This window comes from Pseudomonas sp. KNUC1026, assembly GCF_021650705.1.
In the GTDB taxonomy this organism is placed as follows: Bacteria; Pseudomonadota; Gammaproteobacteria; order Pseudomonadales; family Pseudomonadaceae; genus Aquipseudomonas.
In genome coordinates this window covers 3,933,931-3,954,046 of the sequence record NZ_CP087138.1, presented here as the reverse complement: position 1 = coordinate 3,954,046, position 20,116 = coordinate 3,933,931, and the positions used below count along the sequence as shown (strand labels likewise).

Sequence of the window (20,116 nt, the reverse complement as noted above, 5' to 3'; positions counted from 1 at the left end):
GCATCGTGAACATGGGTGAGTTCGAACTCATCGGCCGTTACTTCGCCGCCGCGCCCTGTGCAGGGCACGGCGGCGAAGTCGCTTTGGGCATCGGCGACGACTGCGCGCTGCTGGCCCCGGCGGCGGGCGAGCAGTTGGCGGTGTCTACCGACACGCTGGTCAGTGGTGTCCACTTCCCCGAGCGCGCCGATCCGTTCCTGCTCGGCCAGCGCTCGCTCGCCGTGGCCGCCAGCGACCTGGCTGCAATGGGCGCTCGCCCGCTGGGCTTCACGCTGGCCTTGACCCTCCCTGCTTTTTCCGCCGACTGGCTTGAGCGTTACGCCGCCGGCCTGTCGCGCATGGCCGAGCGTTGCGCCTTGCGGCTGATCGGCGGCGACACCACCCGTGGCCCGTTGAGCCTGACGTTGACCGTGTTCGGCAGTGTGCCTGCCAGGCAGGCGCTGGTGCGCTCCGGCGCGCGTGCAGGCGAGCTGTTCTGCGTGGGCGGCCCGCTGGGCGATGCTGCCGGTGCGCTGCCTTTGGTGCTGGGCCAGTTGCAGGCGCCTGCCGAGCTGGCCGAGCCACTGCTCGCCCGCTATTGGTCGCCAGAGCCGCAACTTGCGCTGGGCCAGGCCCTGCGTGGCCATGCCAGCGCGGCGCTCGACATTTCCGACGGGCTGCTCGCCGATGCCGGGCACATCGCCCAGGCATCGGGCGTGGCGATCCGGATCGAACGATCCCGGGTGCCGGTGTCTGATGCCTTGCGGGCCGTGCACGGCGAGGCGGCCGCATTGCAAGCGGCACTGGCCGGCGGTGACGACTATATTCTTGCTTTCAGCCTGCCCGGCGAGGCCCTCGCGCCTCTGCAAGCAGCGGGCTGGCCGATCCTGGCGATCGGCCAGGTGCTGGCCGGGCAAGGCGTCCAATTGATCGACGACGCAGGGCAGGACATCACGCCCGCCGTGCGCGGTTATCAACACTTTCGGGAGACCCCGTGAGCGAACATCCTCATCAGGTGCCAGGCGAGTTCGTACCGCCCTCGGTATGGCGCAATCCCTGGCACTTCATCGCCTTCGGCTTCGGCTCCGGGACCTTGCCCAAGGCCCCCGGTACCTGGGGCTCGCTGGTAGCCATTCCGTTCATTCCCCTGTGGCAAATGCTGCCCGACTGGGGCTACTGGCTGATGCTCGGCGTGTCGATGCTGTTCGGCTTCTGGCTGTGCGGTAAAGTCGCCGACGACCTGCGCGTGCACGACCACGAAGGGATCGTCTGGGACGAGATCGTCGGCATGTGGATCACGCTCTGGCTAGTGCCGGCGGGCTGGCACTGGTTACTGATCGGGTTCCTGGTATTTCGCTTCTTCGATATTCTCAAGCCTTGGCCGATCCGCTGGATCGACCGGCATGTGCATGGCGGAGTGGGGATCATGCTCGACGACGTGCTCGCCGGTGTGTTCGCCTGGGCTAGCATGCAATTGATCGTCTGGGCGGTGGGCTGACCACCAGGGAGTCACGCGGTGGCTAAATGGATTTGGCTGGTGCTGTTCATGAGCCTGCCTCTGGCGGGCCGTGCCGAGCCTGGGAACATCCGGGTGGTCAGCGAAGAATGGGCCGACTACACCAATGCCGACGGCACTGGGCTCGCCTGGGACCTGTTACGGGCGATCTTCGAGCCGGCCGGTTACAAGGTGCAGGTACGCACCGATCTCTACCTGCGGTCCATCGGGCTGGTGCGCGACGGGCAGGCCGATATCTGGGTCGGCTCCTACCATCAGGAGCGCGAAGTGCTGTACCCGCGCTGGCCCTACGACGTCGATCACATCTATGCCCTCGGCTCAGCCCGCAACCCGGCGCCCAAGCCCGACCACTTGGGTGATTACCGGCTGGCCTGGGTGCACGGCTACGAACTCCAGCGCTACCTGCCAGGTGTTCGTGACTACCAACAGGTGCAACGCCGGGTCGGCATCCTGTCGATGCTCGACAAGGGCCGCATCGACTACTACATCGACGCACACAGCGAAATCCAGGTGATATTGCAGGCCGCGCCCAACCCTCAGGATTACCGCCTGTCTCACCTGGCGGAGTTACCGCTTTACCTTGGCTTTGCCAATACCAGTGAGGGCCATCGCCTGCGCGACCTGTTCGACAGGCGCATGGACGAATTGGTACCCGCTGGCGCTCTGCGGCCAATCTTCGCCCGCTGGCAGCAACCTTACCCATTCGACCGCATCGGCAAGCCAGGATCGACCGCTTCGATAGGTGTGGGCGATAATTTGGAATAAGCCTCCGCCCGAGGCTGCTGTTACACTGTCACACTTTTCTTTCAAGCCCGTTCAGGAGCGCCCTGTGCCTGTTGCGTTCGTTGCCGCCTGCCAACTCCCCACCCCCTTTGCCACCTTCACCATGCATGGCTTTCGCGAAGAGGAAAGCGGGCGCGAGCACGTTGCCCTGACTTTGGGTGATATCGCCGACGGCGCGCCGGTGCTTGGCCGTCTTCATTCCGAATGCCTGACGGGCGACGCCCTGTTCAGCCAGCGCTGCGACTGCGGTTCGCAGCTTGAGGCGGCATTGCAGGCCATCGCTCGCGAAGGCCGCGGCGTGCTGCTGTACCTGCGCCAGGAAGGGCGCGGGATTGGCCTGTTGAACAAGATCCGCGCTTACGAACTGCAAGATGGCGGCGCTGACACGGTCGAGGCCAACGAGCGTTTGGGCTTTGCCGCTGACCAGCGGGATTACCGGATCGTCCAGCCGATGCTCGAACACCTGGGGGTGAAGGCGATGCGGCTGATGACCAACAACCCGCGCAAGGTCAAGGCGTTGGCTGACCTGGGCGTGGCCGTGGCCGAGCGTGTGCCGCTGCACACCGGGCACAACCCGCACAACAAGTATTACCTGGCAACAAAAGCCGTGAAGTTGGGGCACATGATGGGGACGCCCGCCAGCTGAAGCCTGGCGGGCAAGCGGCTACTTCGCCAGGCGTTGGCGAATGGCCGCTTCGATGCCGGCGGCGTCCAGCCCGCACTCGGCAAGCATTTGCGCCGGCTTGGCGTGTTCGACGTAGGTGTCTGGCAAACCCAGATGAAGCAACGGCCTGGTGACGCCCTCACGCGCCAGGAACTCGCCCACCGCGCTACCAGCGCCACCCATGATTGCGTTTTCCTCGACGGTCACCAGCAAGTCGTGGCTGGCGGCCAGCTCCAGAATCAGGGCCTCATCCAGTGGTTTGACGAAGCGCATGTCTGCCACTGTTGCATCCAGTGCCTGGGCTGCGACCAGCGCGTCGGCCAATTGCACGCCGAATACCAGCACCGTGACCTTGCTCCCTTGGCGGCGCAGAACGCCCTTACCGATTTCAAGCGTCTGCAGGCCGCCTTCGATCACCGCATTCGGGCCGCTGCCACGCGGGTAGCGCACCGCAGCTGGGCCTGGATAGTGGTAGCCAGTGCTCAGCATCAGGTGCAGCTCGTTCTCGTCGCTCGGCGCCATGATGAGCATGCCGGGCACGCAGCGCAGGTAGGAGAGGTCGAAGCTGCCGGCGTGGGTCGGGCCGTCTTCGCCCACCAGGCCCGCGCGGTCGATGGCGAACAGCACGTCGAGATTCTGCACGGCCACGTCGTGGATCAGCTGGTCGTAGGCACGTTGCAGGAAGGTGGAATAGATCGCCACTACCGGCTTGGCACCTTCGCAGGCCATACCGGCGGCTAGCGTTACGGCGTGCTGTTCTGCGATGGCGACGTCGAAATAGCGCTCCGGGAAGCGCTCGCTGAACGCCACCAGGTCGGAGCCTTCCTTCATGGCCGGCGTGATGCCCACCAGTTTCGGGTCGGCTTCGGCCATGTCGCACAGCCACTGGCCGAAGACGGCCGAGTATTTCGGGCCGCTGGCCTTTTTCGGCACAGCCGGCGGGTTCAGCGGCTCGAGCTTGGTGATGGCGTGGTAGCCGATCGGGTCGACCTCGGCCGGCGCGAAGCCCTTGCCCTTTTTGGTGACGATGTGCAGGAACTGCGGGCCTTTGAGGTCACGCATGTTGCGCAACGTAGCGACCAGCGTGGGCAGGTCATGGCCATCGATAGGGCCGATGTAGTTCCAGCCCAGCTCTTCGAACAGCGTGCCGGGCACGAGCATGCCCTTGGCGTATTCTTCGGTGCGGCGGGCGATTTCCCAGGCACCGGGCAGGCGTGACAGCACCTTCTTGCTGCCCTCGCGCATGCTGGCGTATGTGCGGCTTGAGAGAATCTTGGCGAGGTAATTGGACAACCCGCCCACGTTGCGCGAGATCGACATGTCGTTATCGTTGAGGATAACCAGCATGTTGGCGTTCACTTCCGGCGCGTGGTTGAGCGCCTCGAAGGCCATGCCCGCAGTGAGCGCACCGTCGCCGATCACCGCGATCGACTTGCGCTCGCTGCCCTGCAGGCGAGCGGCAATGGCCATGCCCAGCGCGGCGCTGATCGAGGTACTCGAGTGGCCGACACCAAAGGTATCGAAGGCACTTTCACTGCGGCGCGGGAAGGCGGCGAGGCCGTCCTTCTGGCGCAGCGAGGGCATGCGCCCACGGCGTTCGGTGAGGATCTTGTGCGGATAGGCCTGGTGGCCGACATCCCACACCAGGCGGTCGTCGGGAGTGTCGAAGACGTAGTGCAGGGCGATGGTCAGTTCGATCACACCCAGGCCTGCGCCAAAATGCCCGCCGGTCAGGCCGACCGAATACAGCAGCTCCAGGCGCAGTTCGTCCGCCAGTTCTTCCAGCTCGGCTTCACCCAGCCGGCGCAGGCCAGCGGGAGACGCGGCGCGGTCGAGCAGGGGCGTGAGCGGGCGTTCGCGGGGAATCTCTTGAAACGTCGTAGGCATCAGGCGGGTCGTTTTTTTGGCGTGTGTAAAAGGCCGCAGTTTAACCCAATGAGTGCCAGGGAACAGCTACCCAGCACTCATTGGCGGCCAACCAGGGCGTCGAAGGCTCAGTGCCGGCGTTCGACGATGTAACGCGCCAGCTCGCGCAGAGGCTCGGCGGCGGCGTCGAAGGGGCGCAGCGCATGCAGGGCCTGGTCGCGCAGCTCCAGCGCATAGGCTTTGGCCTCGGCCAGGCCCAGAAGTGCCGGGTAAGTCGGTTTGTCGCGGGCGATGTCGGCGCCCTGGCGTTTGCCCAGTGTCGCGGTATCGCTCTCCACGTCGAGGATATCGTCCTGCACCTGGAAGGCCAGCCCCACGGCCTGGGCATAGGCTTGCAAGGCGTTGAGGTCGCTGCTGTCGGCGCGTTCGCTGGAAAGCGCACCCAAGCGCACGCTGGCTTCGATCAGAGCACCGGTCTTGTGCCGGTGCATGCGCTCGAGCGCTGCCTGGTCCAGGTGCTTGCCCACCGAGCCCAGGTCGATGGCCTGGCCGCCCACCATGCCAGCCGGCCCTGCCGCGCGGGCCAGGGTGCGGACCATTTCCAGGCGGGTGGCATCGCTCAGCTCGCCCAGAGCAGGCGAGGTGAGGGCGGTGAAGGCCAGGCTTTGCAGGCCGTCACCTGCCAGGATCGCGCACGCTTCGTCAAAGGCTTTGTGGGTGGTCGGCTGGCCGCGGCGCAGGTCATCGTCGTCCATCGCCGGCAGGTCGTCGTGCACCAACGAATACGCATGGATCAGCTCTACCGCACAGGCTGCGCCGTTGGCACGCTCGGGCGCTGCGCCCAATGCCTGGCAGGCGCCGTAGGCCAGCAGCGGGCGCACCCGTTTGCCGCCGTTCATCACGCTGTAGCGCATCGCTTCATAGAGGCGAGCGAGGTCAGCCAAAGGCGGTTGGAACAGTGTCGCCAGCGCTTGATCGACCCGCGCCTGGCACTGGGCCTGATACTGCGTGATCATTCGGCGCCGTCCAGGTCCAGGGGCGCCTCAACCAGCTCGCCGTCACGTTCGAGCAGTTGTTGTACCTTCTGCTCGGCCTGGCTCAGGGCATCCTGGCATTCGCGAGTGAGGCCGATGCCTTTTTCAAAGGCGGCCAGCGAGTCTTCCAGCGACAGCTCGCCGTTCTCCAGGCTTTCGACCAGCGTTTGCAGTTCCACCAGGGACGCTTCGAAGTCTACGGGAGCTTTTTTACGGGCCATGTCAGGCGCCTCGGTAACCGGTTATGAACGGCCGCGACGTTAGCAGAGCCGGGCTGGCTGGGCAAATCGCCTGCACTGGGCAAACCCGCGCGCGCGGGCTAACGGAAAGCTGCGCAGCCAGGCGGCGGGGGCTATAGTCGCAGGCATTACACGCCATGCAGTACTTCAGGAGCCACCACCGTGACCGCCTACTCCAAAGAAGCCACCGGCCAGCAATACAGCCTTGCCGCCATGCAACAGGCCCAGGCCAGTACCTGGCAAGTGATCGAACGCCTGGCCGCGCGCATCGAGCCGGGGATGCGCGAGTCCGATGCGCGCGCCGTCGGCAAGCAGGTGCTGGCAGAACTGGAAACCCCGCGCATCTGGCATCCGTTGCTCGTGCGTTTCGGCGCCAACACACTGAAGATGTTCCACCAGCGCTCCGATGGCGACCCGGTACTGGGCGAGAACGACATCTATTTCATCGACCTGGGCGCGGTGTACGGTGGCCACGAAGGCGATGCCGGCGCCAGCTTCACCACTGGCAACGATCCTGAAATGATTGCCTGCGCTGCGGCCGCCAAATCGCTCTATGTCGAGGTCGAGGCGCAGTGGCGCACCACCGGCGCCACCGGCCCCGAGCTGTACGATTTCGCCCGGCAGCGTGCCAGCGAGATGGGCTGGGAGCTGAACCTGGACATCAAGGGCCATCGCGTCAGCGACTTTCCCCATGCCATCTACAAGGCCGGCGACCTGGGCGACTACCCGGGCCGGCCGTCGTCGGGCCTGTGGATTCTCGAAATCCAGATCCGCCACCCGAGCAAGCCATACGGTGCGTTTTTCGAAGATTTGCTGGTGTAGCGGCGCGACACCACGGGCCGGCTCGAGTGCCTTGAGTTAGTACATCCGTACTATTGGTGCGAAAAGGGGTGAGGTGTTTACTGTCGCGGCAAACGCACCCTCATTCACTTTGCATACAACAGCGCCATGGACCCGGCGAGCTCGCAGTACCCCGAACGGGGTGTGGCGGGGGTCCCGCGCAAGGAACCGGACCTGTGAAAAAGCCTCTTTTCGTGATCGCTGCCTTGACCCTGGCGGGCTGCGCCAACATGCCCAATGGTGGCGGCGGTGGGCTCAATGTGATCAACAGCCTGACCGGCCAGCCGGCGCAAACCCGACCCTTCGACCTGGTGCAGCTCAACCGCACCCTGGTGCCCGGCAAAACCACTTCCGACCAGGTATTGACCGCCATGGGCGCGCCGACCACCCGGCAGGCCACCGGCGCTGGTGAGGAAACCTGGCAATACCTGCGAGACACCGGCACCGCAAGCGCCAGCGATAACGGCCCGTTGAGTGGCCTGACCAACTCGCTGCCCACCCAGACGCGCAACCGGGTCAACAGCAGCATCAACCGCAACACCTCACAGGGCGGCTATGCCTCCGACATCTTCGAGTTCGCCAACAGCGCCCTCAAGGGGCAGGGCGGGGCGGCAGGCAACGGCCCGCGCAACGTCACCGTGCGTTTCGCCAAGGGCGTCGTGAAAGACTTCAGCTACCAGTGATCGGTTGCCCGGCAAGCGCGCTGCGGCTGCTCAGCAGCACCGAGCGCAGTTGCGCCGGGTCGACCGGCTCGGCCAGCGCCAAGGCGCCGTCATGATCGCCCGCCGCGCCGATGATGACCTGGCGCGCGGGATGGCCTGGCAGCCAATGGCGCGCGATGCGCACCTCGTGCGCCTGCTCAGGTCCTACCACCTCGCAGCCCCAGGCGCAGAGCTGCTGCTCGACTGCCAGCAGGCCATCGCTCGGCTCAAGCCACACGCGCAGGCCTTGGAGCAAGTCGAGCGGCGGCGCAGCCGTGATCGCCCGCAGCGGGCCTGTGCTGGCGCTTGTGCCGTGGCCAGGCCGGGAGTTGACCTTCACTTCCATATTCATGCTGCGAGCGAGCTTCTTGACGATCGCCAACCCAAGGCCCTGCCCTTGAACCGAATCGCTCGCCTTGCTGCGATAGAACTCATCGAACAGCCGGCCCAGTTGCCCCTTCGCTATACCCGGCCCCGCGTCATGCACCTGCACCGACCAACCTGCAGCGCAGCGCCGCGTGCCCACCAGGATGCGGCTGCCGGGCGCGTATTTCAGCGCGTTGGCGATCAGGTTCTGAAGCATGCGGCTGAGCAGGGCCGGGTCGCTTTCCACGAAATGCCGGGTCACCCGCGCGCGGAGCCTGGCGCCGCTGGCCTGGGCGTCCTGTTCGAACGTGCGAAGCACTTCCTGAACCAACTGGTGCAGGTCAACGGCCTGCACCACTGGCAACAGTGGCCGGCGATCCATCTGGTAGCCGTCGAGAAAGCGGCGGAACAACTGCGATGCGTTGAGCAGCGACTGGTCGATGTTGTCGACCATGCGCTGTTGCGTGGCATCGAGCGGGCTCTCGCGCAGGCAGTTGGTGAACAGCCCGATCGACTGGATGGGCTGGCGCAGGTCGTGGCTCGCCTGTGCCAGAAAGCGTGCATTTTCCAGATGGCCGCGCTGATGCTCGGCAGCCAGCCGATGGGCTTGCCGCGTGAGGAAGCAGGCATAGCTGGGCACGGCAACCATTGCCAGCCCCAAGGTAGCCACCATGAACGGGTGCGCCCGCCACATCGGCGTCATGTACCAACTCAACGCCAGCGACCCCAGCCCCAATGCAGTGGCAATGGCCAGGTCCCGGCGGCCAAAGCGCAAGCCGTTGCCCACCGTGACCCACAACAGCACCGCGTAAAGCGGAAGCGCAGCTTCGCCACCCAGCACCATGGCGAAGGTGATGGCGGCGTAGTCATGGAGCATTTCCACCAGCCGGCGGCGCGGATAGTAGCCGGGCCGGCACTTGATTTCGCGGCGTAACAGTGCAGATACAATCAGAAAAAAACACTATAGGCCAACACCGGAGCGAACGATGCGAACACCGAACCGGGCAATACAGACACCACCCCCACATACAGCGCAGCGCAGCCAGCGACCGCCAGCCTCACGCTGGCTTGCTCCAGTTCGTTGTCCTTCAAGGCGCGCATGGCGGTGCTTTCCTCAGGCGTGGGGCGTGTAAGCCAGTGGCCGATCGCATCATAGTCGCCGACGACCACCCGCTGTTCAGGGAAGGGGTTGTGCGCAATGTTAAACGTTTGATGCCCAATGCCACCATCGAGCAGGCAGCGTCGGTTGCGCAGGTGTGGCAACTGGCCAAGGCGGGAAGCGAGCCACGGCTGATTGTGCTCGACCTGTGCTTCCCGGGTACCCACGGCACCGCCCACATCGCCGACTTGCGCCAGGCGTTCCCACGCACCGTGATTGTGGTGGTGTCGATGCTCGAGCGGCCTTCGGTAGCGCGGCAGGCAATGGCGGCGGGCGCCAACGGATTTATCGGCAAAAGCGTGGCCGCCGGGCAATTTTGCGACACCTTGCTGGCCGCCTGCGCGGGCCAGGCGCTGGTGTGCCTGGCCGATCAACCGGCTCTGGCCTGCGCTGCACCCGTGCCGTTGACGCCAAGGCAACAGGATGTGCTGCGCCTGATCACCGCCGGCAAGAGCAACAAGGAGATCGCCCGAGCGCTGGGTATCTCGCCATTCACAGTGCGTATTCACGTTTCCTCGCTGTTCAAGGCCCTTGGTGTGGGCACTCGCACTGAAGCCGCACTGCGCGGGCTCGGCCTGTAAGCGGCGTTCAAAACCAATAGATTTGCCAGCTTTGCGTTCGAGCCGTTGTCCCTAACATGGGTGTCGGCGACACACCTGTCGCCTTGCGCTTGCCCTGCAGTCCTGCGCATCGACCTACTGAGGACTGAAAGCATGGCCAAGCCAATTCGCTGGTTCGAGCGCGCCGCCGATGCGCTCAAGGCAAGGATCGCGCGCAAGCGATCGAAAGCGGGATTGCCGCTCGAAGATGCCGCCAGCGCGATGCCCGATTTGCGCGGCAAACAGATTTTGATGGGGTTCTGGCATAACTGGGCGCCCAACCCGGGTGGCGACGGTTACCAGCGCGGCGAGTTTGCCGAGTTGCAGCTGACTGACGTACCAACCCCCTACAACGTCGTGGCGGTGGCCTTCATGAAGGGCCACGGCATCCCCACCTTCAAACCTTACGCACTCAGTGACGATGCCTTCCGCCAGCAGGTCGGTGTGCTCAACGCCCAAGGGCGCGCGGTGCTGATTTCGCTGGGCGGCGCCGATGCAGAGATCGAGTTTGCCGAGGGCGACGAACAGGCCTTTGCACTGGAGCTGGTACGCCTGGTGGAAACCTACGGTTTCGACGGGCTGGACATCGACCTTGAGCAAAGCGCGATCAAGGCTGGAGCCAACGCTGTGGTGATCCCACAGGCGCTGAAGCTGGTGCGCGAACACTACGCAGGCCTTGGCAAGCACTTCATCATCAGCATGGCGCCGGAATTCCCCTGATCTCAAGCCCGGCAACGCCTACGAGCCCTACATCAGCAACCTGGAGGGCTACTACGACTTCATCGCTCCGCAGTTCTATAACCAGGGCGGCGATGGTGTCTGGGTCGATGAAATAAACACCTGGCTGACCCAGAACGACGACGAGCTCAAGGAAGACTTCCTCTTTTACCTGACCGACAGCCTCGTGCACGGCACCCGCGGCTACCTGAAGATTCCAGCCGACAAATTTGTGATAGGCCTGCCCTCCAACGTCGATGCGGCCGCTACCGGTTACGTGGACCAACCGCAAAAGGCCTTGAACGCTCTGCGCCGGCTTGCCGAGCAAGGTAGCGCGGTACGCGGGCTGATGACCTGGTCGATCAACTGGGACGCAGGCCACAGCAAAAGCGGCGCGCCTTACGGCTGGGAGTTCGTCGAACGTTACCGCTCGATCACCGAAGGCGGCGAAGGCCCAGACCCAGATCCAGATCCAGACCCGGAGCCCGATCAATGGCAGGAAGGTACTCAATATGTGCGGGGGGACGGTGTGATGTGGAAAGGCTCGAGTTACCTGTGCAAAGGCAAGCATACCGCCCGAGCGGATTGGGCACCGGACCTGGCGCGCAATCTCTGGGCAGTAACGAGCAGCCGGGGCGCGCCCATCACGCCGGCTCACGGCGGCGTATTTCTACCCAAGTCCCGCGCAGTGCTGGCTTGGGAGCGCGGCGTGGCGGGGATGGACGCCTCGATCCCGTATTCGCTGGAGGCGGGCAAGTTCTTCCCGGCCTACGAAGTGGGCCTGATCGACCCTGTCGGGGGGGCCGATGATTCGCCCAGCCACTTGCAACCGGCCGATGGCGAGATCGCCAGTGCGGGCCACCCGCAGGCACGCTTGCTCGATGAAGTGGCCAGCGAAACCGGAGCGCCCTGGCCGACACACGCAGTTCAGCCACGGCAGAGCCTGCGCTTCGAATGGCATTACGCAGCGATTCATGCGGCGCGGCGTTGGAATTACTTCATCACGCGCCCCGATTGGGACCCGTCGAAAAAACTCAGCCGCGCGCAGTTCGAGGCCGAGCCGTTCAGCACGGTGCAATTCGATCTGGTACCGACCTGGCAGTACCGCGATGAACTGCTGCCGCCTGACCCGACCGTGCACGAAATCACGCTGCCTTACCGTGAGGGTTACCACGTACTGCTGGCCGTATGGGAAGTAGCCGACACCGGCATGGCGTTCTATCAGGCGGTCGACCTGGACTTCAAGGGCGGCTCGGCTGGCAAGCCTGGCACCCCGTCCAGCCTGCACGTCAGCACGCGCACTGCGAACAGCCTCGGCCTGGCCTGGCAGGCCAGTTCCTCCGGGACCCTTGCAGCAGGCTATGAAATCTCACGCGATGGCAAGCCCGCTGCCTATCTGAGCGCCGGCGAGCTGCAGTGGCTGAACGAAGGCCTTGAGCCTGGAACGACCTATGCCTATGAGGTGGTCGCGATAGACGCCCAAGGCCAGCGCTCGGAGCCTGCTCGCGTGAGCGCAGCCACTTTACCGCTGGAGGGGGTGGTAAACCGAGCGAGCCACTGGCGTTGCACGCGATGGGCACTACCGCCAGTTCGGCCAGCCTGATGTGGGGCGCGCCTGCCAGCGGGCAGGCAGGCGTCGACGGCTACCGTGTTTATCGCGATGGCAGGCTGCTGGAGCAAGTCAAACCGCCAGCGTTGGCTTACGATGCGGTAGGGCTTGCAGCAGGTGTCGAGTACGAATTCTTCGTCACCGCCTTCAGCGCCGAGGGAGAATCGGTACCCAGCAATGTGTTGCTGGTAACGACTGCTGGAGAGGGGGGTGCCAGTGAGTGGAGTTCTGCCGGTGTGAGCTATCGCGTCGGTGACCTGGTCACTTACAAGGGTGCACGCTACCGCTGCGTCCAGGCACATGTCTCCAATCCAGGCTGGAGCCCTGAAGGCGCACCCACACTGTGGGCGCCGCTCGGCTAGATAGGCTCGGGCCCACGCTCTGGAAGCGGCGTGGGCCTCTTTTCCTGTAATCGGTAATTAATCCTACAGAATCATCAGAATCGTCTGATGGATGCCTCCCGCTCTGCCCGCTAAGGTTCGCCCCCACTCACATTTGCTGACAACCACTGGAGCCGGGCGGCCGATGAACATCACTCTTCACATGCTGACTGACGATCCGGAGATCGCCGTACTTGCCGAGCGCTATTGGGCAATTGACGCCGATGGCCGTTTCCAGGAGCGGGTGCGCGACCTGTTGCCGTTTCGCGACCTGCGCCAGTCTTCCCAGGTCACCCAGCTTCTGCGTGAACATTGCCGGGTGTTCGACGAAAACCAGCGTTGCCCGCGCTGCCAGGCGGCCATAGAGATCAACAGCCGCTCTGCCGTGCGCTCTTCGCTGGCAGGTGCGCACCGGCCTTGCGACCCTTGCGCAGCCAGGCTGGGCGAAGCGATGTTGCAGGCCAGGGCCCAGGAAGAGCGCGACCTGGCCGAGCAACTCCAGGCGTACATGCAGGCCCAACCTGTGTCTGCGCCCAGCTACAGCGCCCTGGCGGATGACAGCGCTCTGCTGTTGCTGGCGCTGGACGCGGTTCTGGCGCCGCGCCTTTGCACGGCGGAGTTTCGCACCACCGAATGCCACGGGCTGGCACCTGCCCATGTTCCCCAGTTTCTGGACCGGCTGCGCCTGGCGGGGGTGCTGCGCGAAGAACCGTCGAAGGCCAGTGAGGGCACCTACTATCTCAAGAATGGCAACCTGGTGGGGCGGCCAGCGTCCAAGGTCTATGCCCTGGCGCCCGCACCTTCCGGCGAAGCGCTGCCTGCGCTGATAAAAGCCCAGCACGGCCGGTTGTTCGACGACGCCCCGCGGCTCTACGACCTGTGGCTGGATTATTCGGTGGCCGATTGCATGGCCTACTTCGAGGTTCAGGCAGCGCTCTACGCCCATGAACTGTTCGAAGAGGAGCGCGCCGAGATATGCAGCATTCTGCGTGTAGGGCTTGAGCACTATTGCGTGGCGCAGCTGTGGTCGGTGATCTGGCGAGTGGTGCGCGATGCCGCGAGCCTGGCCCGGCACACCTACTACAACCGGGCCAAGGCCGCCGCCACCATCCCCGGCAAACTGCGCCGCTACATTGAACGGGCTCGGCGCGAGGCGCTGGAAGTGCGCTGCTGGCGGCGGCCCGAGCAACAGCCGGCCGGCACCCTGGGCATGGTCTTCGAAGACCTTTTCGGCTTGAGCGAGAACAGCGCAGGTTCCTTGGCCTGGGCTGCGTTCTCCCATCGCAGCGAAACCTGGGCCTGCTTGCCCTCCGAGCCCGAAACCGGCGCGTTGGCGCGCCGGCTGATGATCCGCTCGCTGAGCGCAGACCAGGCCCTTGCGTCGATCAAGCAGGTGGGCGAAGCGCTGGCCAGCGGGGTGCCGTTGGAGCACGCCCTGGCCCAGGCACTCGAGCGCCTGCCTGATCCCGCAGCGCTGGCTGGCTGAGGCGCCGTGGTTTCACCCTGCGGCTACGGCCCCATCGCTTCGGGGGTCGCTACCGCCCTGGAGCGAACCGTCGGGGTAACGGATCAAACAACCAGCATGGCCACAGGTTTCATCGTAATCAGCCAACAGCTCGACCTCATGCCCCAGTGCTCGCAACTGGGCCACGGTGCTCTCCGGGAAACGGCCCTCAAGTTTCAACGAATCCGATGCCTGCCCCCAGGTGCGCCCCAGCAGCCAGCGTGGAGCGCTCACCGCTTCCTGGGCACTGAGCCCATGAGTCGCCACGCGAGTGAACACTGCTGATTGGTTCTGCGGCTGCCCATCGCCGCCCATGCTGCCGTAGGCCAGCAGCCGGCCATCGGCCAGGTGCGCCAGCGCTGGGTTGAGCGTGTGGAAAGGGCGTTTGCCCGGTGCCAGTGCATTGATGTGGCCAGGCGCGAGCGAGAAGGAGGCGCCGCGGTTCTGCCAGTTCACTCCGCTCTCTGGCAGCACGATGCCGGAGCCGAACTCGTGGTAGATGCTCTGGATCATCGACACCGCGTTGCCTTGGGCGTCGATCACGCCCAGCCAGACGGTATCGGCCGGGCCTTTGCCCGCGCCCCAGGGGGCGGCGGCCAAGGGGTCGATGCGGGCGGCCAGCGTATCCAGGTGCGCCGCCTCCAGGAAGCTCGCCGCGTCGACGCTCATGTGCCGTGGGTCGGTGATATGCCGGTCACGCACTGCGAACGCCTGTTTGGCCGCCTCTACCGCGCTGTGTACATAGCTGGCGCTCAAATGGTCGGCCTGCGCACCAGGCTGGCGGTCCATCAGCCCGAGGATCATCAGCGACACCAGCCCCTGGGTGGGCGGCGGCAGGTTGTACACCAGGCCCTGGCTGTGTTGCAGCACCAGCGGTGTGCAGGTTTGCGCACGGTGCTGCTGGAAGTCTTCCAGGGCCAGGGCGCTGCCCAGGCGCGAAAGGTCATCGGCCATGCTGCGTGCCAACTCGCCCTGGTAAAAGTCGGCGAGCCCGGCCCGGCTCAGATGCTCCAGGGTGTTTGCCAGGCGAGGCTGGCGGAACCTGGCCCCCACTTCAGGTACCGCGCCGCCTGCCAGGAAGGTCTCTGCGAAACCTGCCACCTGCTCAAGCTCCGGCAACTTGCTCAGGGTGCTGCGGTGCTGGCTGGCGGTGACCGGCACGCCGTTGCGCGCGTGGGCGATGGCGTCCTCGAGCAGCCGTGAGAGCGGCAGTTGGCCGCCGAGCAGGCTGCGTGACAGTTCAAGGCTGCGTTCCCAGGCGCTGACTGTGCCCGCCAGGGTCAGCGCGGCTTTCGGGCCGCGAAAGAGGACGCTCTGCACCCCTTCGAAATAACCCTCGGGTAGCTTCAAAGGCGCACTGCCGCAGCCCTCCACGCCGATGACCTGCCGGCCAGTGGTGGTGTTGGCGCTGATCAGCCAGAAGCTGTCGCCGCCAATGCCATTCATGTGCGGGTAGGCCACTGCGATGGTGGCTGCTGCAGCGACCATCGCTTCGATGGCATTGCCACCGTCGCGTAGCACGGCCAGCGCGGTGTTGGAGGCCAGGGCGTGGGGCGCCACGGCGATGCCGTGGGCAGGAAGGTTCGCTGGCTGCATTGGTCAGGCTCCGGCGGCGTTTGCCACGTCGGTGATCCAGTGGGTGTAGGCCTGCACGGCGAGGCTCACGTCTTCAACGCTGACCGCTTCGGCCGGGTGGTGGCTCACGCCCCCTGCGCAGCGCACGAACAACATTGCCGACGGCCAGTGCTCGGCCAGTGCGATCGCATCATGGCCGGCCCCGCTGGGCAGCGAAAAGCTGCAGCCCTGCACACGCTCCAGCACCGCTTCAGCACTGTGTTGCAGGCGCGGGTCGCAGCCAGTGGCTTCGATGCGATAGAACTCCTCGGCGCTGAAACTCAAGCCGCGCGCCTGGGCAAGCTGTTCGGCGTGCGCCAGCAACTCGGCCAGCAAGCGATTCAGTGGCGGGCTTTCCGGGCCTCGAACATCGAGCGAGAGCTTCACCTCGCCAGGGATCACGTTCACAGCGCCCGGGTAGCATTGCAAGGTGCCAAAGGTAGCGACCTGATGCCCAGGGGCCTGAAGCGTGTGTTGCTCGGCCCAGGCCATCCAGTGTGCAGCGCCCGCCAGCGCATCCTGGCGATGCCGCATCGGCACCGTACCGGCATGCCCGGCGTGGCCTGTGAAAGTGCAGTTGAGCCGGCGCGCGCCGTTGATGGCGGTCACTACCCCGAGAGCGAGGTCTTCGCGCTCAAGGCACGGCCCTTGTTCGATGTGCAGTTCCAGATAGGCCGCAATCTGTTCACGCGGGCGAGCGGCGCTGGCGACCTGAGCGATGTCCAGCCCCGCTGCGGCCATCGCCTGGGCAACGGTGATGCCCTCGGCATCAGGCGTGTCGGCCCACTCGGCGGGCCAGGTGCCGGCCAGGCCGCGGCTGCCAAGCAGGGTGATACCGAAGCGTGTGCCTTCTTCATCGGCAAAGCCCACCACTTCGACCGCCAGTGGCAGGCGAATGCCTTGGGCATTGAGATGGTGCACCGCTTCGATGGCGCTGATTACCCCGAGCATGCCGTCGTAGCGGCCGGCATTACGCACGGTGTCCAGGTGCGAGCCGAGCAGCACCACCGGGGCGCCGGCCTGCTGGCCTTCGTAGCGGCCGCAGATGTTGCCGACGCTGTCTTGCCACACACGCATCCCCGCATCCCGCATCCACTGGCCGACGCACTGGTTGGCGCGCAGGTGCTCGGGCGAGAGGTACACCCGAGTGAGGTGCGTAGAGCTTTCACTGATCGCCGCCAGCTCGTCGCAGCGGGCCATGATGCGCGCGGCGGCGCAGCGAGCCTGCTCGCTGTTCATGGCTGCGGCTCTTGGTAGTGGTTCCAGGCGGCCTGCATCGCAGCGCCCTGGGTGGTGCGCAACCCCGAATGGTTGAGCACCGCCTCCAATGCGCTGAGGGTCTGCATCACACAGTCCTTGCGGGCGTTGTAGCCCATGGTGCCGACGCGCCACACCTTGCCAGCCAGGGGGCCGAACGAGGTACCTATTTCGATGCCGAAGTCTTGCAGCATCAGCTGGCGCACCTGCTCGCCATGCACGCCTTCAGGGATGTACACCGCCACAACGTTGTTCATTTTGTGCGCCGGGTTGCCGAACACCTTCAGGCCCATGCCTTCCAGGCCTTTGCGCATCGCATCGCCGTGCAATTTGTGGCGGGTGATGCCGGCCTCCAGGCCTTCTTCGAGCAGGATACGCGCGCACTCGTGTGCGCCAAACAGCGCCGAAGTCGCCTCGGTGTGGTGGTTCAGCCGCTGCGGGCTCCAGTAGTCGAGAATCATCCCCAGGTCGAAGTAATTGGAGTAGATCAACTGGTCGTCGCCGTCCTGGTCATCGGCACTGCGGATGCCGGCCTCGACGCACTTGCGCTGGCGGATCAAAGCTTCCATGCGCGGGCTGAGGGTCACCGGCGCGGTACCGGGTGGCCCGCCGAGGCACTTCTGCAGGCCGGCTGAAACCGCGTCCAGGCCCCAGGCATCGGCCTCCAGCGGGTTACCGCCCAGCGATGCGGTGGCGTCGGTGTAGAACAGCACTTCGTGGCGCCGGCAGATCTCACCCAGTTCCGCCAGTGGTTGCAGCATCGTGGTGGAGGTGTCGCCATGCACTGTCAGCAGCAGCCGGGGCTTGACCTGCCTGATCGCGTCTTCGATCTGCTGCGGGTCGAACACTTCGCCCCACGGCACCTCGATGCTGTGCACCTCGGCACGGCAGCGCCGGGCGATCTCGCACAGCAGGTGGCCGAAGCGCCCGAACACCGGCACCAGCACCCTGTCGCCCGGGCGGATCGCCGACACCAGCACCGCTTCGATGCCGGCGCGCGAGGTGCCGTTGATCAGCAGCGTGGCCGGGTTCCGGGTGCGAAACACACCGCGGTACAGCGCCATCACTTCATTCATGTAGCCGGTCATCGCCGGGTCGTACTGGCCTACCAATTGATTGGCCATGGCGCGCAACACACGCGGGTCGGCGTTGATCGGGCCGGGCCCCATGAGCAGGCGCGCGGGCGGGTTGACCGGGGCAAAGGCAGAGGTGTTCATCGGCAGGCAACTCTCGTTCAAAGGCAGGGGTCAGTTCAGCCCGCGCACGGAGGAAATGAATTGTTTGAGTTCGGCGGTCTGGGGGTTGGCGAACAGCTCGCGGCTGGGGCCTTGTTCCCACACCCGGCCCTGGTGCATGAACACCACGCGGTCGCCGACTTCGCGGGCGAAGTTCATCTCGTGGGTGACCAGGATCAGCGTCATGCCTTCGCTGGCAAGCTGTTCCAGCACCTTGAGCACTTCGCCCACCAGCTCCGGGTCGAGCGCCGAGGTGATCTCGTCGCACAGCAGCACCTTGGGCGACATGGCCAGGGCGCGAGCAATGGCCACCCGTTGCTGCTGGCCGCCAGAGAGGTTGGCGGGGTAGTAGTCCAGGCGGTCGCCCAGGCCGACTTTCTCCAGCATGCGCGCGGCCAGTTCACGGCATTCGGCATCGCTTTTCTTCAGCACCCGGCGCGGTGCGAGCATCACGTTTTCACGCGCGGTCATGTGCGGGAACAGGTTGAAACTCTGGAACACCATGCCTACCTGGCGGCTGATGTTGCGCGCCTGCGATTCGCGGTCGGTGACGGTCATGCCCGCCAGCTTGATACTGCCTTGCTGGTAGCTTTCCAGGCCGTTGATGCAACGCAGCAAGGTGCTTTTGCCCGAGCCGCTGCGGCCGATGATCGACACCACCTCGCCCACTTCGATGTCGAGGTCCACGCCCTTTAGCACATGGTTGTCGCCGTAGTACTTCTGCACCTGATCAATGGTGATGAGCGGCATTGAATTTCTTCTCCAGATACTGGCTGTAGCGCGACAGCGGGTAGCACATCAGGAAATAGCCCAGCGCGACCAGCCCGAACACCTTGAACGGCGCAAAGGTAACGTTGTTGAGGATGGTGCCGGCCTTGGTCAGTTCGACGAAGCCGATGATCGAGGCCAGCGCCGTACCCTTGACCACCTGCACCGCAAAACCGACTGTGGGCGCCAGGCCGATGCGCAACGCCTGCGGCACGATCACCCGGTACAGCGCCTGGCCGAAACCGAGGCCCAGGCAGCGGCAGGCTTCCCACTGGCCACGGGGCAGGGCGCGGATGCTGCCGTGCCAGATGTCCACCAGAAAGGCGCTGGTGTAGAGCGTCAGGCCCAGCGCTGCGGCCGTCCAGGGCGAAACGTCCACGCCAAGCAGGGCCACGCCGAAAAAGGTCAGGAACAGTTGCATCAGCAGCGGCGTGCCCTGAAACAGTTCGGTGTAGGCGCGGATCAGCCGGTGCGCCCAGCGGTGGCGCGACAGCCGCGCGACCACCAGCGCCGAGGCCACCAGTGTGCCGCCGATGAACGCGGTCAGCGATAGCAGCACCGTCCAGCGCGCGGCCAGCAGCAGGTTGCGCAGGATGTCCCAATCGGTGAATGCACCACTCATGGCTGCTCTCCAAACCATCTGCGCCCGGCCGCCAGCAGCAGTTGGCGCATGGCGATCGACAGGGCGAGGTACATCAGGGTGGTCACCAGGTACACCTCGAAACTCAGGAAGGTGCGCGACTGGATCAGGTTGGCCGAGAAGGTCAGCTCTTCATAAGAAACCTGCGACACCACCGAAGAACCCAGCATCACGATGATGCACTGGCTCACCAGCGCCGGATAAATGCGCTTGAGCGAGGGCGGCAGGATCACCCGTGTGAATGCTTGAGCGCGGGTCAGGCCCAGCACGCGTGCCGCTTCCCACTGCCCACGCGGGGTAGCCTGGATACCGGCCCGGATGATCTCGGTGCTGTAGGCCCCCAGGTTGATCAGCATTGCCAGCAGCGCCGCTTCCCCAGCGGTCAGCTTCATGCCCAGGCTGGGCAGGCCGAAGACGATGAAAAACAGCTGCACCACGAACGGCGTGTTGCGGATCAGCTCGACGTAAATGCCCCAGAGCCGGCTGGCAATGCCGGGCCGCCCGCTGCGCAGTGCGGCCCCAGCAATGCCCAGTGCCACCCCGCCGACCGTGGCGGCGACGCTGAGCTTGATCGTCACCCACAGGCCGGCCAGCAGTGCCGGCCAGTACGGCCAAAGGGCCATGAAATTGAGCTGGGCCATGGCAA

At 65.1% G+C, this 20,116-nt stretch carries 21 protein-coding genes and 1 pseudogene; 11 read left to right on the top strand and 11 right to left on the bottom strand.

What is annotated here, in order from left to right:
* Window positions 1-11: 11 nt before the first annotated feature.
* The 4 genes from thiL to ribA all read left to right on the top strand — a co-directional run bounded on the left by thiL (window position 12) and on the right by ribA (window position 2,924).
* Window positions 12-977 (top strand): thiamine-phosphate kinase, encoded by a 966-nt coding sequence (thiL, locus tag LN139_RS18605; protein WP_236355557.1) that lies wholly within the window; start codon window positions 12-14, stop codon window positions 975-977.
* Window positions 974-1,477, top strand: a complete 504-nt coding sequence (locus tag LN139_RS18600) for a phosphatidylglycerophosphatase A family protein (RefSeq protein ID WP_236355556.1) — start codon at window positions 974-976, stop codon at window positions 1,475-1,477. Before thiL ends, LN139_RS18600 begins: the two co-directional genes overlap by 4 nt.
* A gap of 48 nt (window positions 1,478-1,525) precedes the next feature.
* Entirely contained in the window at window positions 1,526-2,260 is a 735-nt protein-coding gene (locus tag LN139_RS18595) for a substrate-binding periplasmic protein (RefSeq protein WP_236360509.1), read from the top strand.
* A gap of 64 nt (window positions 2,261-2,324) precedes the next feature.
* Window positions 2,325-2,924 (top strand): GTP cyclohydrolase II, encoded by a 600-nt coding sequence (ribA, locus tag LN139_RS18590; protein ID WP_236355555.1) that lies wholly within the window; start codon window positions 2,325-2,327, stop codon window positions 2,922-2,924.
* 18 nt (window positions 2,925-2,942) lie between these two features.
* Here the strand turns inward: ribA and dxs are convergent, their stop codons facing one another.
* The 3 genes from dxs to LN139_RS18575 form a co-directional block, all read right to left on the bottom strand.
* The gene (gene dxs / locus LN139_RS18585; protein ID WP_236355554.1) at window positions 2,943-4,829 is read right to left on the bottom strand and encodes a 1-deoxy-D-xylulose-5-phosphate synthase; all 1,887 of its coding nucleotides are present in this window, start codon (window positions 4,827-4,829) and stop codon (window positions 2,943-2,945) included.
* A 107-nt stretch (window positions 4,830-4,936) separates the two neighbouring features.
* Window positions 4,937-5,824: a (2E,6E)-farnesyl diphosphate synthase gene (gene ispA / locus LN139_RS18580; RefSeq protein ID WP_236355553.1), complete on the bottom strand. Its 888-nt coding sequence runs from the start codon at window positions 5,822-5,824 to the stop codon at window positions 4,937-4,939.
* Window positions 5,821-6,063 (bottom strand): exodeoxyribonuclease VII small subunit, encoded by a 243-nt coding sequence (locus LN139_RS18575; RefSeq protein WP_236355552.1) that lies wholly within the window; start codon window positions 6,061-6,063, stop codon window positions 5,821-5,823. The genes ispA and LN139_RS18575 overlap by 4 nt, the downstream gene beginning before the upstream one ends.
* A gap of 180 nt (window positions 6,064-6,243) precedes the next feature.
* Between LN139_RS18575 and LN139_RS18570 the strand changes: the two genes are divergently transcribed.
* Together LN139_RS18570 and LN139_RS18565 are read left to right on the top strand one after the other, a co-directional pair.
* Window positions 6,244-6,903, top strand: a complete 660-nt coding sequence (locus LN139_RS18570) for a M24 family metallopeptidase (protein ID WP_236355551.1) — start codon at window positions 6,244-6,246, stop codon at window positions 6,901-6,903.
* Window positions 6,904-7,097: 194 nt separating this feature from the next.
* Window positions 7,098-7,604, top strand: a complete 507-nt coding sequence (locus tag LN139_RS18565; protein ID WP_236355550.1) for a hypothetical protein — start codon at window positions 7,098-7,100, stop codon at window positions 7,602-7,604.
* On the opposite strand, the gene LN139_RS18560 is transcribed toward LN139_RS18565, so the two are convergent.
* Window positions 7,591-8,865 carry a sensor histidine kinase gene (locus LN139_RS18560; protein WP_236355549.1) on the bottom strand — a complete coding sequence of 425 codons (1,275 nt, stop codon included), beginning with the start codon at window positions 8,863-8,865 and terminating at the stop codon, window positions 7,591-7,593. The genes LN139_RS18565 and LN139_RS18560 overlap by 14 nt on opposite strands.
* A 71-nt stretch (window positions 8,866-8,936) precedes the next feature.
* Window positions 8,937-9,089: a hypothetical protein gene (locus LN139_RS18555; protein ID WP_236355548.1), complete on the bottom strand. Its 153-nt coding sequence runs from the start codon at window positions 9,087-9,089 to the stop codon at window positions 8,937-8,939.
* A 36-nt stretch (window positions 9,090-9,125) separates the two neighbouring features.
* Between LN139_RS18555 and LN139_RS18550 the strand changes: the two genes are divergently transcribed.
* From LN139_RS18550 to LN139_RS18530, 5 genes and pseudogenes are all read left to right on the top strand, one after another.
* Window positions 9,126-9,728 carry a LuxR C-terminal-related transcriptional regulator gene (locus LN139_RS18550; protein WP_236355547.1) on the top strand — a complete coding sequence of 201 codons (603 nt, stop codon included), beginning with the start codon at window positions 9,126-9,128 and terminating at the stop codon, window positions 9,726-9,728.
* 240 nt (window positions 9,729-9,968) lie between these two features.
* Window positions 9,969-11,079 (top strand): annotated as a pseudogene (locus LN139_RS18545) (glycosyl hydrolase family 18 protein); the annotation flags it as partial.
* The gene (locus tag LN139_RS18540) at window positions 11,062-12,066 is read left to right on the top strand and encodes a lytic polysaccharide monooxygenase (protein ID WP_329611052.1); all 1,005 of its coding nucleotides are present in this window, start codon (window positions 11,062-11,064) and stop codon (window positions 12,064-12,066) included. The pseudogene LN139_RS18545 and the gene LN139_RS18540, both read left to right, overlap by 18 nt.
* Complete coding sequence (locus LN139_RS18535; protein ID WP_236355546.1) at window positions 12,036-12,434, top strand: carbohydrate-binding protein; 399 nt, start codon at window positions 12,036-12,038, stop codon at window positions 12,432-12,434. Before LN139_RS18540 ends, LN139_RS18535 begins: the two co-directional genes overlap by 31 nt.
* A gap of 163 nt (window positions 12,435-12,597) precedes the next feature.
* A complete protein-coding gene (locus tag LN139_RS18530; protein WP_236355545.1) occupies window positions 12,598-13,938 on the top strand; it encodes a hypothetical protein in 1,341 nt (446 codons plus the stop codon).
* 12 nt (window positions 13,939-13,950) lie between these two features.
* On the opposite strand, the gene LN139_RS18525 is transcribed toward LN139_RS18530, so the two are convergent.
* From LN139_RS18525 to LN139_RS18500, 6 genes are read right to left on the bottom strand one after another with little or no spacing between them, the layout of a single operon-like run.
* Window positions 13,951-15,552, bottom strand: coding sequence for a gamma-glutamyltransferase family protein (locus tag LN139_RS18525; RefSeq protein WP_236355544.1), 1,602 nt, complete (start codon window positions 15,550-15,552; stop codon window positions 13,951-13,953).
* 3 nt (window positions 15,553-15,555) lie between these two features.
* Window positions 15,556-16,809: an allantoate amidohydrolase gene (gene hpxK, locus LN139_RS18520; protein WP_236355543.1), complete on the bottom strand. Its 1,254-nt coding sequence runs from the start codon at window positions 16,807-16,809 to the stop codon at window positions 15,556-15,558.
* The gene (locus LN139_RS18515; RefSeq protein WP_236355542.1) at window positions 16,806-18,044 is read right to left on the bottom strand and encodes a pyridoxal-phosphate-dependent aminotransferase family protein; all 1,239 of its coding nucleotides are present in this window, start codon (window positions 18,042-18,044) and stop codon (window positions 16,806-16,808) included. The genes hpxK and LN139_RS18515 overlap by 4 nt, the downstream gene beginning before the upstream one ends.
* 30 nt (window positions 18,045-18,074) lie before the next feature.
* On the bottom strand, window positions 18,075-18,812 hold the full coding sequence (locus tag LN139_RS18510; RefSeq protein WP_236355541.1) for an amino acid ABC transporter ATP-binding protein: 738 nt from the start codon (window positions 18,810-18,812) through the stop codon (window positions 18,075-18,077).
* A complete protein-coding gene (locus tag LN139_RS18505; protein WP_236355540.1) occupies window positions 18,793-19,452 on the bottom strand; it encodes an amino acid ABC transporter permease in 660 nt (219 codons plus the stop codon). Before LN139_RS18505 ends, LN139_RS18510 begins: the two co-directional genes overlap by 20 nt.
* The gene (locus LN139_RS18500; protein ID WP_236355539.1) at window positions 19,449-20,111 is read right to left on the bottom strand and encodes an amino acid ABC transporter permease; all 663 of its coding nucleotides are present in this window, start codon (window positions 20,109-20,111) and stop codon (window positions 19,449-19,451) included. The genes LN139_RS18505 and LN139_RS18500 overlap by 4 nt, the downstream gene beginning before the upstream one ends.
* Window positions 20,112-20,116: the final 5 nt, after the last annotated feature.

Coding starts and splice junctions, on each gene's coding strand:
- thiL (WP_236355557.1), top strand. CDS start 12: ATGGGTGAGTTCGAACTCATCGGCCGTTACTTCGCCGCCGCGCCCTGT.
- LN139_RS18595 (WP_236360509.1), top strand. CDS start 1,526: ATGAGCCTGCCTCTGGCGGGCCGTGCCGAGCCTGGGAACATCCGGGTG.
- dxs (WP_236355554.1), bottom strand. CDS start 4,829: ATGCCTACGACGTTTCAAGAGATTCCCCGCGAACGCCCGCTCACGCCC.
- ispA (WP_236355553.1), bottom strand. CDS start 5,824: ATGATCACGCAGTATCAGGCCCAGTGCCAGGCGCGGGTCGATCAAGCG.
- LN139_RS18575 (WP_236355552.1), bottom strand. CDS start 6,063: ATGGCCCGTAAAAAAGCTCCCGTAGACTTCGAAGCGTCCCTGGTGGAA.
- LN139_RS18560 (WP_236355549.1), bottom strand. CDS start 8,865: ATGCTCCATGACTACGCCGCCATCACCTTCGCCATGGTGCTGGGTGGC.
- LN139_RS18555 (WP_236355548.1), bottom strand. CDS start 9,089: ATGCGCGCCTTGAAGGACAACGAACTGGAGCAAGCCAGCGTGAGGCTG.
- LN139_RS18535 (WP_236355546.1), top strand. CDS start 12,036: ATGGGCACTACCGCCAGTTCGGCCAGCCTGATGTGGGGCGCGCCTGCC.
- LN139_RS18530 (WP_236355545.1), top strand. CDS start 12,598: ATGAACATCACTCTTCACATGCTGACTGACGATCCGGAGATCGCCGTA.
- LN139_RS18525 (WP_236355544.1), bottom strand. CDS start 15,552: ATGCAGCCAGCGAACCTTCCTGCCCACGGCATCGCCGTGGCGCCCCAC.
- hpxK (WP_236355543.1), bottom strand. CDS start 16,809: ATGAACAGCGAGCAGGCTCGCTGCGCCGCCGCGCGCATCATGGCCCGC.
- LN139_RS18515 (WP_236355542.1), bottom strand. CDS start 18,044: ATGAACACCTCTGCCTTTGCCCCGGTCAACCCGCCCGCGCGCCTGCTC.
- LN139_RS18510 (WP_236355541.1), bottom strand. CDS start 18,812: ATGCCGCTCATCACCATTGATCAGGTGCAGAAGTACTACGGCGACAAC.
- LN139_RS18505 (WP_236355540.1), bottom strand. CDS start 19,452: ATGAGTGGTGCATTCACCGATTGGGACATCCTGCGCAACCTGCTGCTG.
- LN139_RS18500 (WP_236355539.1), bottom strand. CDS start 20,111: ATGGCCCAGCTCAATTTCATGGCCCTTTGGCCGTACTGGCCGGCACTG.